General features: G+C 45.2%; 19 protein-coding genes. All 19 read left to right on the forward strand.

All coding sequences use genetic code 11. The features are described 5' to 3' along the window. The first annotated feature begins 295 nt into the window (after window positions 1-295). Window positions 296-745, forward strand: a complete 450-nt coding sequence (locus GDA45_07535) for a hypothetical protein (GenBank protein MBC6414712.1) — start codon at window positions 296-298, stop codon at window positions 743-745. Continuing rightward, window positions 742-1,572, forward strand: a complete 831-nt coding sequence (locus GDA45_07540) for a hypothetical protein (GenBank protein ID MBC6414713.1) — start codon at window positions 742-744, stop codon at window positions 1,570-1,572. The genes GDA45_07535 and GDA45_07540 overlap by 4 nt, the downstream gene beginning before the upstream one ends. A 16-nt stretch (window positions 1,573-1,588) precedes the next feature. Continuing rightward, window positions 1,589-1,843 carry a hypothetical protein gene (locus GDA45_07545; protein MBC6414714.1) on the forward strand — a complete coding sequence of 85 codons (255 nt, stop codon included), beginning with the start codon at window positions 1,589-1,591 and terminating at the stop codon, window positions 1,841-1,843. Beyond that, complete coding sequence (locus GDA45_07550) at window positions 1,836-2,048, forward strand: hypothetical protein (GenBank protein MBC6414715.1); 213 nt, start codon at window positions 1,836-1,838, stop codon at window positions 2,046-2,048. The genes GDA45_07545 and GDA45_07550 overlap by 8 nt, the downstream gene beginning before the upstream one ends. Before the next feature lie 188 nt (window positions 2,049-2,236). Next, complete coding sequence (locus GDA45_07555) at window positions 2,237-2,746, forward strand: DM13 domain-containing protein (GenBank protein ID MBC6414716.1); 510 nt, start codon at window positions 2,237-2,239, stop codon at window positions 2,744-2,746. A gap of 161 nt (window positions 2,747-2,907) precedes the next feature. After that, window positions 2,908-3,333 (forward strand): hypothetical protein, encoded by a 426-nt coding sequence (locus GDA45_07560; GenBank protein MBC6414717.1) that lies wholly within the window; start codon window positions 2,908-2,910, stop codon window positions 3,331-3,333. A gap of 110 nt (window positions 3,334-3,443) precedes the next feature. Next, on the forward strand, window positions 3,444-3,671 hold the full coding sequence (locus GDA45_07565) for a hypothetical protein (protein ID MBC6414718.1): 228 nt from the start codon (window positions 3,444-3,446) through the stop codon (window positions 3,669-3,671). Beyond that, window positions 3,664-3,858 (forward strand): hypothetical protein, encoded by a 195-nt coding sequence (locus GDA45_07570; GenBank protein ID MBC6414719.1) that lies wholly within the window; start codon window positions 3,664-3,666, stop codon window positions 3,856-3,858. Before GDA45_07565 ends, GDA45_07570 begins: the two co-directional genes overlap by 8 nt. Beyond that, entirely contained in the window at window positions 3,846-4,487 is a 642-nt protein-coding gene (locus tag GDA45_07575) for a dCMP hydroxymethylase (protein ID MBC6414720.1), read from the forward strand. The genes GDA45_07570 and GDA45_07575 overlap by 13 nt, the downstream gene beginning before the upstream one ends. A gap of 203 nt (window positions 4,488-4,690) precedes the next feature. After that, window positions 4,691-5,020, forward strand: a complete 330-nt coding sequence (locus GDA45_07580) for a DUF1599 domain-containing protein (GenBank protein ID MBC6414721.1) — start codon at window positions 4,691-4,693, stop codon at window positions 5,018-5,020. Next, a complete protein-coding gene (locus GDA45_07585) occupies window positions 4,983-5,399 on the forward strand; it encodes a hypothetical protein (protein MBC6414722.1) in 417 nt (138 codons plus the stop codon). The genes GDA45_07580 and GDA45_07585 overlap by 38 nt, the downstream gene beginning before the upstream one ends. Window positions 5,400-5,497: 98 nt before the next feature. Then, window positions 5,498-5,809 (forward strand): hypothetical protein, encoded by a 312-nt coding sequence (locus tag GDA45_07590; GenBank protein ID MBC6414723.1) that lies wholly within the window; start codon window positions 5,498-5,500, stop codon window positions 5,807-5,809. Further along, a complete protein-coding gene (locus GDA45_07595; GenBank protein MBC6414724.1) occupies window positions 5,769-6,248 on the forward strand; it encodes a hypothetical protein in 480 nt (159 codons plus the stop codon). The genes GDA45_07590 and GDA45_07595 overlap by 41 nt, the downstream gene beginning before the upstream one ends. A gap of 179 nt (window positions 6,249-6,427) precedes the next feature. Further along, window positions 6,428-8,260: a hypothetical protein gene (locus GDA45_07600; protein ID MBC6414725.1), complete on the forward strand. Its 1,833-nt coding sequence runs from the start codon at window positions 6,428-6,430 to the stop codon at window positions 8,258-8,260. A 75-nt stretch (window positions 8,261-8,335) separates the two neighbouring features. Next, window positions 8,336-9,229, forward strand: a complete 894-nt coding sequence (locus GDA45_07605) for a hypothetical protein (GenBank protein MBC6414726.1) — start codon at window positions 8,336-8,338, stop codon at window positions 9,227-9,229. Window positions 9,230-9,336: 107 nt separating this feature from the next. Beyond that, window positions 9,337-10,308 (forward strand): ribonucleotide-diphosphate reductase subunit beta, encoded by a 972-nt coding sequence (locus GDA45_07610; protein ID MBC6414727.1) that lies wholly within the window; start codon window positions 9,337-9,339, stop codon window positions 10,306-10,308. Continuing rightward, window positions 10,305-11,993: a ribonucleoside-diphosphate reductase gene (locus tag GDA45_07615; GenBank protein ID MBC6414728.1), complete on the forward strand. Its 1,689-nt coding sequence runs from the start codon at window positions 10,305-10,307 to the stop codon at window positions 11,991-11,993. The genes GDA45_07610 and GDA45_07615 overlap by 4 nt, the downstream gene beginning before the upstream one ends. A 372-nt stretch (window positions 11,994-12,365) precedes the next feature. Beyond that, window positions 12,366-13,730 (forward strand): toprim domain-containing protein, encoded by a 1,365-nt coding sequence (locus GDA45_07620; protein MBC6414729.1) that lies wholly within the window; start codon window positions 12,366-12,368, stop codon window positions 13,728-13,730. Next, the gene (locus GDA45_07625; GenBank protein MBC6414730.1) at window positions 13,657-14,124 is read left to right on the forward strand and encodes a dCMP deaminase family protein; all 468 of its coding nucleotides are present in this window, start codon (window positions 13,657-13,659) and stop codon (window positions 14,122-14,124) included. Before GDA45_07620 ends, GDA45_07625 begins: the two co-directional genes overlap by 74 nt. Window position 14,125 lies beyond the last annotated feature (1 nt).

The raw sequence follows: 14,125 nt of genomic DNA on the forward strand, positions 1-14,125 counted from the left end.
GTGAAAGCGAATAACAAGCTACACAAACGCATCGAGCAGTGGGGTAAAGAAGCAGAATCACTTTACGGTCATCAGATATATCTAAACTGGCTTGCTCGTACACCTAAACTCCGTGTTAGGTTGATGCCTCGAGGTCCGCGTAGAGCGCCGGCTCGAGCAGATAACCCGAAGCCGTATCTAGTCAGCACATCACGTGCATACGACTGCTATCTTCCACAGCGTCACGCGACGCACTTTGATGTGTACGTGCATGAGATACGATAAGATCAATCATTTAAGATAGAGGAACAGTAAGATGAAATGCGTGTACAGTTTCTGGCACAATCAAAAATGCGTAATCAATGGCCAAGGAAACGTTTCACGCTTCGAGGTATTGAAAAACGCATTAGAAACGGGTAAAATGCAACGTCAAATACATAACAAAGTATTTGTATTGCTACTACTTCGTAAACTATACGGAAAAGATGCAATCACATATGAGATGCAATTGACAGACACACCAGTGGAAGACGAGAAAGTTCGTCACAACATGTGGGGTGGTAACGTCGGTAATTTCAAAAATGCATTTGACGAAATGTTGGAAAAACATCATCCGTCATTCAAAGATGACTACCCCGAAGCATACTTCGTAATGTCATCATGGGCAATGCATGGAGATGGAATGTGTCTTTCCCGTTGTAACGTCGCCGAGATGCCTAAAACCATCAAAGATGGAATCGAGTTAGTATTAGGAGACATCGTATGACCAAGTTGAAAGCGAGAGAAGGAGACCGTGGCGGAATGTCACGGTCTAAAACCTCTGCAACAATCGACCCTGAGATGATCTCTTTAGAACAATTCCTATGGTTTATCGAGGAACGAGAGTCAATTCGTCTAAAGAAAGAAAGTGGACAACCACGTCCATGGACAGACGATGAGATTCTCGACAAAACCCGGTTTGCAAACATCTACCGACAAGACGATAAAGTAAGTAGGTTTATATTCGAGAAAGTAAAAGATCTCGATTACGAAACATTAGTATATAACTTACTACTGTCACGCCTAATCAACAGAGTAGATGTATTGTCTAAATTACTACCATGTAAACCTTCCGATGATATATCGTTCATCTTAGAAGGTGAAGGAGTAATTATGAACTCACAAGCGTATCAAATCTCACCAGGGATGTGTAAACTTGATGAATTCGAGACAAACCGCGAAACGATCGTATACTATCCAAAGAAAGTATACAAGAAAGTCGCCGACGCATTGAAGAGTACGGATAGTATAAAAGATGCAGTAGATCTTGGTAACAAAGCATACGGTGGTACAATCACATTCGCAATGTTCCAAATTGTATTAGATCTACAGTATCTACGATCAATGTATAATCCGACATCCGAAATACCAATCGGACAAGGCGCGCAAGCCGTAATAGATAAACTTGGTGGTATTGATAATCTACCAGAAGAATTGCGTAAAATGCACCGATGGGACGTAGAGCACGCTGCCTGCGAATATCGAAAGTATCTATACCGACATGGTAAGAAACTAAACCGATACTCGTACAAACCAAATAGTATGGGAATCTAACATGAACAAAATCAAAATGGAGTGGCAATTCTCGGTCACAGTAGACTACTCTCGTATCATGTCTCCAGAGAACTGGCGAAAGGCACTAGGTAAAGACGAGTTCGATTCAGTATCTGAGTATGAGATGTTGGAGTATCTCGAGAACAACATGTCTATTCCTGGAGATCTAGAAGAGATGATCAAGTTCGCAACGAAGATTGACTCACCTGAAGACTTCGAGAATATGAATGCGAAACTAGAAACATACTATTGGGGATTCCAAAATGACTAACTATCCATATATGGGTGTAGACATCTCGTCTATCCCCGAAGATGAGTACGACCCATTCTACGATCGAGGTGAACCCGCATACACAACAAGTGATGCGCTAGCCGACATCCTAGATATCATGGATGATGATGATCTAACAGATGACGAAGCAATCGATGAGATTGATGAAATCATGGAACGATGGAGAAATGACAATGTTTCTTGATGGAGTAATCCTCATGGCTGTCCTATGGGGTATCCGCGAAGAGGTAGCATGGCTATATCGTCTAGCTAATAAATATACATGAAAGGGCTGCTGGTTGCAGCAATAATCACAGGACTATCCGTAGCAGCCGTCGTGTTGTCTGCGGTGGTCCTCGTAGCAGTTTATAACACATTAGGGTGGTATTGGTAATGAAATATATTCTACTTAGTTTAGCATTAATAACGGGTACTGCCCAAGCAGGATTGTTAGATACAATCTCTACAGTGGTCGGCGGCCACGTATCAGATGCGGTGAACCGTTTCAACGCAGAAGATCAAGTCGTGCAAGGTACAGTCATTAAAGAAGGCAGCATCCGTGAAGATGATCCTGGCCAAGACTTCTTGCACAACGCCAAAGGCTCTGTATCATTGATCGAAAAGGATGGTACTTATTATGTCCAACTTGGTTCTGACTTTGATAGCAGCCCTGGTCCTGACTATCACGTTTACGTTAGTACTAGCGCTAGCATCACGAAAGAATCCGACTTCAATTCGACCGTGCAACACGAACTCGGAGAATTGTTGCAAGGCAAAGGGGCGAGCTTCTACGAAGTAACACTCCCACGAGGTGTACATGCGAAATCTATTCAATCGGTCACTATCTGGTGTAAAGCTTTCGGTGAGTTTATCGGCAGTGCTACTATTAGCAGCGTGCAGTGATAGCACATTTGAAGAATACGATAATCCACCAAAACCTGAGCTCGTAACAGAGCTAACTGGCAACGCGCTGGCAATTAAGAAGTCAGCACCTTTCCTCACGGACGAGGAAGCTCAGGCCCACGCAGATTGGGTCGAAACCAACATATAGAGGAACTCTAAATATGAAAAAACTACTAGCAGCAGCTGCATTGGCAGCAACATTCTCAGGCGCAGCATTGGCTGAAGTACCCGCACCTTCTAAAGGTCTATTCGTCTTGGCAACCACAGGTTGGGCAGACTTGTATGCTGAAGAAATTGGTGGTTTGGCCTTTGATAACACCGGTGGTAAGCCGGGTGCATTTGAGTACGCTGTACCGGTAAACCTAGAACCTGCTAAAGCATTGTTGAACGAAGGTGAGTTCCTAGCACCGCACTTCGCAATCTCGCTAGAAGATAAGAGCGTAACCATTATGGTTGCTCCTCACTTGAAGGTTGGCGATAAGGTATTCAAAGGTGAGAACGAATACAAAGATCACTTCATCGTAATCAACGGTGAAGAAGCAACTCGTTATGACTACTCAAAGGATGTACGTGGTCTAGATAGCTAAGGAGCTAATTATGGAGAAGTGGATGTCAGTGTTATTGGGAAGTATTCTTGCTGCAGCTGGCATCTACTTCACCTTACTAATTACAGCTTTTATATTATTTGCGAGGTAATATGTCTGACAATGTATACACTGCGGGATTCGTAAACCAAGCAGTATTAGAAGCACTAACAACAATGCGTGATGTGAAAGCGCAGGGTATCATTGCGATCTATGTAGACACCGAAGGTGATTTGCAAATGATGACTGGAGGCTTATTGTCTCCAAGTCATATGGCTATTGCCTCAATGATGATGGAAGAAGAAGCCAAGAACTGGGTATTTGGAGTTGAATATGACTAGAAAACACTTCCAATGGTTCGCTGAATGGCTAGGCGAGCATCACAAGGAAATCTCCCAAGAAGCACTAGCTGAACTCTGCTCATTCTTCAAACAGCAGAATCCTCGCTTCGATAAATGGCGATTCCTTGATGAAGTCGAAAAGCAATGCGAACTAAAAGAAAATGAGACTGGCGGATGGACACCGTAAGGGCAATCCGAGAACAGTTTCGGACGCTTAAAGCAGTTCAACCCGATGCGACACACCTAGAACTCCTAGGTGTATCCTTCTTAGCGAACGAACCGTTCATATTCGGAACACCCAACCAGGAATACATCGATGCAGAAATTGAGTGGTATGAGTCTTGTAGCGGGAGTGTTGATACTCTATTTGATATGTACGGAAAGCGAGTTGCTATTTGGGACTCTATAGCCGACGATGATGGATACGTCAACTCAAACTATGGACAATTGATCTATACATGGCGAGGAGTTAGCGAATCACAGTATATGAAAGTATTCCGTGAGCTAAAACGTGATCCGCAATCGCGGAAAGCCGTAATGATCTACACCGACCCTAAGATCCACGATACGTGGAACTATAACGGTATGTCCGACTTCTACTGCACAAACGTAGTACAGTATCAGATCCGCCATGGATTCCTGACAGCTGTAGTACAAATGCGTTCAAATGATGCTGTCTTTGGATATAACAACGACTACGCGTGGCAGCGCCATGTACTCGAGAAGCTAGCAGATGATCTCGAAGTGCAGCCAGGCAACATCATTTGGCAAGTAGGCAATATGCATGTCTACGAACGTCACTTGGAATTAGTATAATGGAAATTTCACAATTTATCGGTATCAGTATGATGGTAGTTTCTTGCCTGGGATTCATGCGAGCTGTATATGAAATGTGAGGGGAGCCTTCGGGCTCTCTTTTCCATTATTTTTTGAATCACCGACATCCGCCGGGGATTTGCGTTTTGTCCGCCGCTTGCGCGACGAACTTTCACCGAACTCTCACCTATATGGAGAATTATATGAACGCAGAAGATATCCTGCAGAAAGCAATTGATATTAAACGCCGGAAATCGGCAGATTACCAAGGTTCCCGCTGGACCGAGGAGGACTACTTCCCCTTCGGGGATGTAAGTTTCCTACATATGATCCACACAAAATATCTCCGTATCCGCTCTGTAGCTGAACAAGAACAGTCCAACTTTGAATCTCTCGATGACTCTCTCGTGGACATGATCAACTACTGTGCTATGTACGGTGCGTGGCTTCATAACCAGAAGTTCAAGGAGAACCTAGCAGATGACTTAGGAGGTTATGATGGGTCGCAAGATGCATCCGAATTCGTTAGCTAATTTGGATCCAGCAAAAACATTCGCTACTGACAACGAAGTTGCTCGTATGGCACAAAAGAAGTCCGTAGAGGCACGCCACGCTAACAAACTAAAGCGTGAGGCGCTCAAGCAAAAAGCACAGGAAATCAAGGACTTACTGAAAGCAGTTAGCGGAGATGAGAAGTTGACTGCGCTAGAGGTCCTCAAAGTCCGCATGATGCACGCCATCGATGAGCAGGACTGGGACACCGCAGCAGACATTGCTACTAAGATTGCTCCCTACGAGGCACCCAAGCTACAAGCAGTTGAGCAGACTAACAAAGATGTCTCAGCGAGTGAACTAACAGATGACGAGCTAGATGCACGTCTCAAAGCATTACTGGAGAAGAAAGACAAATGAGTAAGATTGAGGACATCCGTGAAATGCACAATAAGTTCGGGGTTTACCGTTGGATTGTAGACCACCCGGATAAGCTGCAGAAGCTCATGGACTTACGTATGATGATGCTTACGGAGGAATACCGTGAAACAGTCGCAGCAGTTGAAGCCGGCGACGCAGAAGAAGTCGTTGATGGGCTTATTGATATTATCGTCATCGCTCTTGGCACACTGGATATCTGTAATGTTGATCCCACTGTTGCTTGGAATCGTGTTATGTCAGCTAATCTCATGAAAGAGGTTGGTGTCAAAGAAGGTCGTCCTAATCCCCTGGGCTTACCTGATCTCATAAAACCAGAAGGCTGGCAAGCACCCAGTCATAAGGATAACCATGGTAGAATCGCAGAATTCCTTAAAGATCCCAGTAAGTAATAAGTTTATAGAGTTTCGTAATAATAAAGCGATGCTCTATAATAAAACTAAGAAACCGACATCCGCAGCCCTCATGCGCGCAGACTGTGAGCTTTATGAGTGGCACATGGCCCAAATCAACGAATGGGAACCGTCATCAACCTGGAGCTGGGACGGCGTCTCTGACAAGTATGGAAAGGTAGATGTTAAAGTTATCGACAAGTGGTGGAACATACCTATTAGCAAAGGACGGAACCTATTCCGGCAAGCCAGTATCATTGATCACTTTTACTTCATTGAGAAGCTTACTTGGCCCGACCGACCACTCGAAGAAGGTGATGAGGTTGAGGTCGGATTCCTCGGAGTAATGACATGGGATGAGATGGCGAAGGTCATCCAGGTATCCCGTATCCCAGGCTATGGATACTATGTAGATGTACGGAAGCATGCTAATGGGTAGGTTCGGTACAACAGGCACAGGTAAAGGATCAGCATTCCGTCCTGTAGACAAGAAGAAATTCGCAGATAATTGGGAGAAAGCATTTGGCAAAGCAAAAGAATCCAAAGGGAAAGATGAGTCACGGTAGTTACCGGGCTAAACGTAAACCAAAGAGTAAGTTCTTTAAGAAGGGATAAGATATGAAACTCGTCTTCGACATTGAGACAGACGGATTATTAGATTCGGCTACCACTATATGGTGCCTAGTAACGCAGGATATTGACACAGGAGAAGTATATGCGTATTCTGACTATGATGGGGACCTTCCTCCTCTTTGTGACGGTCTTGAGCAGCTTGCTTCTGCTGAGCTCCTTATTGGTCACAACATTATTGGCTTTGACATTCCAGCTATTCGGCTTCTTTCCGGGCGAGATCTTCTTCGGAAGCGCTGCCATGATACTTTTATTATGTCTCAGTGTCTACGGTACAAGCGCGTTCATAAGCATGGGCTCGCGGGATGGGGCGAAGCGTTAACCAATAACAAGCTAGACTACCATGATTGGACTAACTACAATCAAGAGATGTTGACATACTGTAAGCAGGACGTTAACCTAAACGCACAGGTCTACAAGATTCTCGTTAAAGAATATATGAAGATCTATGAATACCAACCACTGATCAAGCAAGGTCTACATGTGGAACATGAGACTGCTAAGCTGAACGTAGAGATGCGTACACAGGGTTGGAATATAGACATGTCTCTATTTAATAAGAACTATGAGACTATGACAGCACGTCTGAAAGAGATTGAAGACATTATGGAGCCTAAACTAGGGACTCGTAAGGTATACCTCGATAAGGAACCTAAGACTCCCAAGTTCAAGAAGGATGGGACATACCAGGCTACTACAGTCCGTATGTTGAGCCAATACTTCGGATACGATATCAAGCCTACAGATACACATCTGATGGCACCAGGTATGCAATTCCGTAGGTCTGAGACCCGTCAGATTGAGCTAGGTCAAACAGATCTTGTTAAAGAATATCTTCTGTCTATCGGCTGGAAGCCAGACGAGTACACCAAGAAGAAGATCAATGGACAGTGGGTAAACCAAGGTCCTAAGCTAACTGATTCCTCATTGCTAAAGCTAGGGGAAGTAGGAGAATTAATCAGTGAATACTATACATTACGAAATCGAGTCAGCGTATATGAAGGCTGGCGGGAAAAGCTACGCGATGGACGACTACATGGCAACATGTGGACCATCGGAACTCCTAGTATGCGTTGCCGCCATGAAGTCATTGTCAACCTTCCAGCAACTTCTGCAAAATACGGTAGAGAACTGCGAGAAATCTTTATCGCTGATCGAGGAGACGTTATCGTCGGATGTGACTCCTCCGGAAACCAGCTTCGAGGACTATGCCACTATGTATCCAATCCTGAGTATACTCAAGAGGTCGTTTACGGAGATCAACACCAACGCAATGCAGATGCACTCGGATGCAGCCGAGCTGATGCCAAAACTTTCCTCTATGCGTACCTCTTTGGAGCAGGAGACGCTAAACTCGGTCAAGCAATTACTGGACGACTCAATCGAGACGCCGGAAGTAAAGCTCGCGAAGACTTCGCTAAATCAATTTCTGGATTGGCTGAAATCAAAGCAAAAGTAGAAGGGGAGTGGGAACGTCGTGAGTATTCTCAAGGAAACGGGTGGATTGCTGGGCTTGATGGTCGTCCTATCTTTGTGCCTAGTGGTCACCAGTGCCTTAACTATCTACTCCAAAGTGCAGAGGGAATCACGTGCAAAGCGTCGTTTGTCTATGCTGCGGAAAAGATTAGGGCCGAGGGACTTCGGGCAAAACCAAGATTGATGTACCACGACGAACAGGCTTGGTCAGTACATCCTGATGATGCACACCGGGTAGGTGAGATCCTTAAGGAATCCTATGAGGAAGCGCCAAGGTGGTTTGGTGTGGAATGCATGAATGGTGGTGATTACTGCATCGGCCCATCTTATGCTGAAGTGCATTAAGTCTATGTCAAATTGAGACATACTTCAAAACGGCCCCCTTTGGGGCCCTTGGCCTTTTTTAATTGAGGAAAACAAATGATAAACGTAGGAATTCTCGATGCTGATTCCCTATATTTCCGAATTTGCTGGAAAACTAAGAAGCAGAACGAAATAAGGAAGTATATCGATCGCGGAATCAGAGAGATCGAAGGCGCATGCCTTATGCCTGACGTAATGAAGATAGCGGTGAAGGGAAGGGATAACTTCCGACACGATATCTATAATAAATATAAAGCTAACCGACCAGAGCTAGAGCCTGACATGAAGAAGGCTCTGAACTATGCGCACCAATACTTGATGGATAAGCACGGTGCAGTTCAAGCTGACGGTATGGAGGCTGATGACTTGGTCTGTATCTGGGCTCATGAAGCTCGTGAATTAGGCTACGCCTATACTATATGCGGTATCGATAAGGACCTGCTGCAGATCCCAGGTATACACTACAACTTTGTTAAGAAGGAATATCAAGATGTGGATGACGACACTGCTTATTATAAGCTTATGCTTCAGTGTCTTACTGGTGATGGATGTGATGGAATCCCTGGAATCCGTGGCATCGGACCAAAGAAAGCTGAGAAAATCCTGGCTGGAATCCCAAAAGAGAGGATGTGGAACAAAGTCAAGGCCGCGTGGGCAGAGCACGAAGCGGGTGATCCGAAGCTCTCGCGTCGTCTCTTGGAAATGATTAAAACATGGGATGAGTATGAAGACATTCGAGCACAGATTTCAGGTGAACCCGATCACAGCGAATCAGATGAACAACCACTTCAGAGGGAGAGCTCCGAGCAAGAGCAAGGAGTACGAAGCATATCAGAACGAAATAAGAGACGAACTGATGGGGACGGAGTGGCCGTTCAAGAAGAACCAGGTACAGGTAGTAGTTCACTACGGAGTGAGCAACCGAGCGAAGGATCTGGACAACCTGAATAAGCCACTGCTCGATACGTTACAGAAGATCTATGAGGACTTCAATGATAATAAAGTGTACGCATTAACTGCGTTCAAATATAAAGTGGATAAAGGAGAGGAATTCGTAGATGTCATCATCACAGAGCTGTCGGCTGACGACACCTAAGTCTACCTATACTGTAGACTATCCTGAAGCTGTTGAGTTCAGGAATAAACAAGCTGCTATCTTCTGGCCTGCTGAGGAGATACACGTAGAGAAAGACAAGCAGGATATACTAGTGAACATGACAGAGGCTGAGCGACACGGTGTGATCACCACGCTCAAGCTCTTCACTAAGTATGAGCTGATCATCGGTGAAGAGTTCTGGTTGGAGAAGGTAATGAAAGCTTTTCCCCGTCCAGAGATCCAGTCAATGGCAGCTATGTTTGGGGCTATGGAGTTATCAGTCCATGCCCCGTTCTATGCTAAACTAAATGAGGAACTTAACCTTGCAACAGACGAATTCTACAATAGCTATACTGAAGATCCAGTACTGGCTGACCGTATTAAATATCTCGATACATTACTTGGAGAGGATGATCTTGTCAAAGCAGTTGCCGCATTCACATTTATTGAAGGTGCGGTTCTTTATTCTTCTTTCGCCTACCTCAAGCACTTTCAAACTGCTGGAAAGAATAAGCTTCTCAATGTTGTGTCGGGCATTAACTTCTCTGCAAGAGATGAAGCCTTACATGCTGAAGCGGCAGCGTGGTTGGTACGACAGCTTGTACGAGAGACAGACTACGATACCGACGTACTCCACGATTACATTACCGACGTGGCTGACAAAGTCTTGGAGCATGAGCAAAAGATTATTGAAAAGATCTTTGAGATGGGTGACATCGACGGTATCACACGTGCGCAGCTCGAAGCATTTGTCAGAAGTCGTATCAATATCTGTGTTCGTAACCTTGGGTTTAACAATTATTATGTGGTCAATCACAATCCAGTAGCGGACACATTCTATAAGAGTATTAATGGATACGCAATGAATGACTTCTTCAACTCAGTTGGGAATCAGTATGAGCGTAGCTGGAATGAAGAGAGGTTTACGTTTTGAGTATCTATACCCGACTAAGTAATGAAAGAAAGAAACTACAGGCTGAAGGTGAGGTACCCGAGTGGTACACCACCGCAGGCTATCAACTATTCAAGGAGAGATATGCCTACCCCGAAGGAACTACACCGAAGCAACAGTATACTAGAATTGCTAACACTCTTGCCGTCCACACCCCAAACCCAGGTAAGTTCAGACAAGAGTTCTTCGAACTGCTGTGGCGAGGATGGCTATCGCCCTCTACACCGGTCCTCTCGAACACAGGAACTACTCGCGGACTACCCGTCTCCTGTGCAGGCTCTTATCTGGGAGATTCTATCGACGCGATCTACGAGGGACTGCGAGAGACTGCTGCCCTTACTAAAGCAGGATTCGGTACAGCTTCGTATCTTGGAGATATCAGACCACGTGGAACAGACATCTCTGTCGGAGGGAAATCTTCCGGGGTCCTCCCAGTACTACAAACCTTTCGTCAATCAATGTCTTACGTATCTCAAGGGACTGCTAGACGAGGAAGCTGGGCAGGCTATCTCCCCATAGATCATGGAGATTTTTATGAAGTCTGTGATGACTTACTTCACAATCCTGATGGTAATAATCTGGGTTGGTGCATCGACAATAGTTTCGTGGAGCGGCTTGAAGCCGGAGACGAAGACGCTGTGTTACGATACAAGCGAGCAATGTATACAAAGATGGTCACAGGAAAGGGATATTTTTATTTCCCAGACAAAGCAAACGCTAAGCGACCTGAGTGGTACGTTAAAAGAGGACTAGACATTAAGTCACCTCAGCTCTGTGCAGAGATCATGCTGCACTCAGATGAAGATCATACTTATACTTGTGTGCTATCATCTATGAACCTAGCTAAGTACGATGAGTGGAAGGATACAGATGCTGTCTTCAATGCTACAGTATTCCTTGATGCAGTCGTGCAAGAGTTCTTAGAGAAATCCAAGAACACACCAGGTCTGGAGAAAGCATGGAGCTTTACTAAGAAGTCCCGTGCTCTAGGTCTAGGTGTCTGTGGCTGGCACACACTACTACAACAGCGGCGTCTAGTCTGGGGAGAGTTCCAGTCTATGATGCTTAACGGAGAGGTATTCAGTAAATTAGATGCAGAATCTAGAAGAGCGAGCGAGTACATCGCAGAAGAATATGGCGTACCTGAATGGATGGAAGGGTACGGGATGGCCAACACACATCGAATTGCTATCGCACCTACTAAGTCTACCGCGCTCATCATGGGCGGAATATCAGAGGGCATTAACCCTGACACTGCAATGGTATACACTCAACGAACAGCAGCAGGAGAAGTTGACCGCATTAACCCGGAGCTACTTAAACTCATGCATGAACGAGGAGTTTACTCGAAGCGAACTGTTGAACGCATTAGAGATGCAATGGGATCAGTGCAATCTGAAACGTGGTTGACAGATGAGGAGAAAGATGTGTTCCGAACTGCGTTCGAAATCCCTCAAATGTCTGTCGTTACTATGGCAAGTCAGCGTGCTAAGTTCATTGACCAATGGCAATCTCTCAATCTCTTCTTCGCAGCGGACGAAGAGGAAGAGTACGTAAGTAAGGTACACAAGGAAGCCTTCATGGATCCTAATATCCTGGCTCTATACTATGTGTACAGTAAAGCTGGTGTGCAAGCTAGCAAGGACGAATGTTTAAGTTGTATGTAATGGGTAAGATGAAAGACATTAAGACTAATGAAGAAGAAACAATCCGCCTGTCTAAACGGGCTGAACGTATTAACAAGAGTAACAAAGCAAGGAAGAAACGTCTAAGCAAGGACGAGATCGAAGACCTTAAGTGGAACTAATATGAAGACAAACTGTCCTGACTGTGGCAGCTCTGACGGGCTGCACGTCTACGAAGATCATACACATTGCTATGTGTGTAAGAAACAAACATGGAATAATCAAGTGAGCAAATCAAATGGAACTACCACCTATCCTAGTACTACTCGAGTATCCGAGGTTAATAGTTATCGCAGCTTTCCTATTGGGAGCCGTGGCATTACTCAAGAAGTAGTAGATCATTTCGGGGTGAAGATGTCAGTGGATCCTGATGGGAAACCTGAGTCACACTTCTACCCCTTCACTAAGGATGGTGAGACAGTAGCATGGAAGGAACGTAAGCTACCAAAGGAATTCCGTACACACGGAGACTTCGCTGGTGCCGAGCTGTTCGGTCAGAACGTAGCAAGTGGCAAACTCCTAGTCGTCACAGAGGGAGAGCTCGATGCTATGGCTGTAGCCCAAGCATGGCATACTAAATATAATCGATTCTACGCAGTCGTATCACTCCCTAATGGGGTGAACAGTGTCAAGTCTCTACTGATTAACCGTGACTTCATCAGATCTTTCGAGACTGTAGTCCTCATGTTCGATCAGGACGAGGTAGGTAAGGCTGCAGTAGATGAGGCAGCTAAGATCGTAGGCATGGGTCGGTGTAAGGTAGCTAAGCTTCCTGCTAAAGATCCATGTGATGTACTCAAGGAGTTCGGTGCTGACACACTAGTCAAAGCAGTATACAATGCACAGACCTGGTCACCAGCTGGTATCGTTATGGGCGAGGCTATCTGGGATCAGTTCATGGCACGTAAGAATACGGAATCACTACCGTATCCTGATTGTTTAGGAGGATTGAATGAGAAACTCGGTGGCATTCGCGCTGGTGAAATCACTCTATTTACTAGTGGTACTGGCAGCGGTAAGTCTACTGTTATTAAAGAGATCATTCTTGATCTTCTCTCTAAGACAGACGACAAGATTGGTCTTATATCTCTGGAAGAAAGCGTCGGTGATACTGCTGAGAAATTCATCAGCATGTCTTTGGGACGAGCCACAAATGGTCATCCACCTCTCACGGATGACGAACTTCGAAGAGGGTTCGACAGCGTCTTTGGTGATGAGAGACTGGTACTACTCGACCACCAAGGTAGTGTATCTGATGCTAGCCTCATCGATAAGATCGAGTATCTGGCTCTCATGGGTTGTAAGTATCTGGTCTTGGATCACATCACAATCGCTGTCAGTGAGGGAACTGATGGGCTCAGTGGAAACGAAGCGATAGATAAGATGATGTCTGATCTATTGAAGATCGTTAAGCAACACAACGTCTGGTTGGGATTGATCTCTCACCTACGTAAGTCAATGCATGGTAAGTCCTTCGAAGAGGGACACCTCGCTAGCATCGATGATATCAAGGGATCAGGCTCTATCAAGCAGATCAGCTTCGACATCATCGCATTTGCTCGTAACCTAGTAGCAGAGAACGAACATGAAAGAAACCAAATCAAACTGCGAGTGCTTAAGTCACGATTCACTGGTCGAACAGGCGATGCTGGAACTGCAGTATACGACCCTGATACCACCAGACTCTCCGCCGGTGGAGGATTCGAGTACAAGGCGTGACCAACTGTACTCAGATATAGCCCAGAGAGTATCCCAGATGTCCAGAGATGAACAGATTAAAGTCGGATGTATCATCGTAAAGGATGAGAACATCCTCTCAATGGGATACAACGGGACACCTAGCGGTATGGACAATAAGATGCGTGATGAGGAGGGTAATTCCCTCCCTCACGTAGTCCACTCAGAACAGAATGCATTAATGAAGCTAGCTAAAGGAGGCGGCAATGCAGAAGGATCAACACTCTACACAACACACAGTCCCTGCTGGACCTGTGCTAAACTTATTATCCAAGCTGGTATTAGGCGTGTGGTTTACCGCAGGGTTTATGACGTCCCTGCTGTGGATTTCCTTATTAATTCAGGAGTACATGTAGAAAGTATATGGAATGGATAGA

Source organism: Chromatiales bacterium, from assembly GCA_014323925.1.
In the GTDB taxonomy this organism is placed as follows: domain Bacteria; phylum Pseudomonadota; class Gammaproteobacteria; order Poriferisulfidales; family Oxydemutatoraceae; genus SP5GCR1.

Excerpts from the sequence above, each read along its gene's own strand:
- GDA45_07585 (MBC6414722.1), top strand. The coding sequence starts at position 4,983 with ATGATGGGTCGCAAGATGCATCCGAATTCGTTAGCTAATTTGGATCCA.
- GDA45_07590 (MBC6414723.1), top strand. The coding sequence starts at position 5,498 with ATGATGATGCTTACGGAGGAATACCGTGAAACAGTCGCAGCAGTTGAA.
- GDA45_07620 (MBC6414729.1), top strand. The coding sequence starts at position 12,366 with ATGTCAGTGGATCCTGATGGGAAACCTGAGTCACACTTCTACCCCTTC.
- GDA45_07555 (MBC6414716.1), top strand. The coding sequence starts at position 2,237 with ATGAAATATATTCTACTTAGTTTAGCATTAATAACGGGTACTGCCCAA.
- GDA45_07570 (MBC6414719.1), top strand. The coding sequence starts at position 3,664 with ATGACTAGAAAACACTTCCAATGGTTCGCTGAATGGCTAGGCGAGCAT.
- GDA45_07550 (MBC6414715.1), top strand. The coding sequence starts at position 1,836 with ATGACTAACTATCCATATATGGGTGTAGACATCTCGTCTATCCCCGAA.
- GDA45_07605 (MBC6414726.1), top strand. The coding sequence starts at position 8,336 with ATGATAAACGTAGGAATTCTCGATGCTGATTCCCTATATTTCCGAATT.
- GDA45_07565 (MBC6414718.1), top strand. The coding sequence starts at position 3,444 with ATGTCTGACAATGTATACACTGCGGGATTCGTAAACCAAGCAGTATTA.
- GDA45_07535 (MBC6414712.1), top strand. The coding sequence starts at position 296 with ATGAAATGCGTGTACAGTTTCTGGCACAATCAAAAATGCGTAATCAAT.
- GDA45_07580 (MBC6414721.1), top strand. The coding sequence starts at position 4,691 with ATGAACGCAGAAGATATCCTGCAGAAAGCAATTGATATTAAACGCCGG.
- GDA45_07540 (MBC6414713.1), top strand. The coding sequence starts at position 742 with ATGACCAAGTTGAAAGCGAGAGAAGGAGACCGTGGCGGAATGTCACGG.
- GDA45_07560 (MBC6414717.1), top strand. The coding sequence starts at position 2,908 with ATGAAAAAACTACTAGCAGCAGCTGCATTGGCAGCAACATTCTCAGGC.
- GDA45_07610 (MBC6414727.1), top strand. The coding sequence starts at position 9,337 with ATGTCATCATCACAGAGCTGTCGGCTGACGACACCTAAGTCTACCTAT.
- GDA45_07600 (MBC6414725.1), top strand. The coding sequence starts at position 6,428 with ATGAAACTCGTCTTCGACATTGAGACAGACGGATTATTAGATTCGGCT.
- GDA45_07575 (MBC6414720.1), top strand. The coding sequence starts at position 3,846 with ATGGACACCGTAAGGGCAATCCGAGAACAGTTTCGGACGCTTAAAGCA.
- GDA45_07625 (MBC6414730.1), top strand. The coding sequence starts at position 13,657 with ATGCTGGAACTGCAGTATACGACCCTGATACCACCAGACTCTCCGCCG.
- GDA45_07545 (MBC6414714.1), top strand. The coding sequence starts at position 1,589 with ATGGAGTGGCAATTCTCGGTCACAGTAGACTACTCTCGTATCATGTCT.
- GDA45_07595 (MBC6414724.1), top strand. The coding sequence starts at position 5,769 with ATGGTAGAATCGCAGAATTCCTTAAAGATCCCAGTAAGTAATAAGTTT.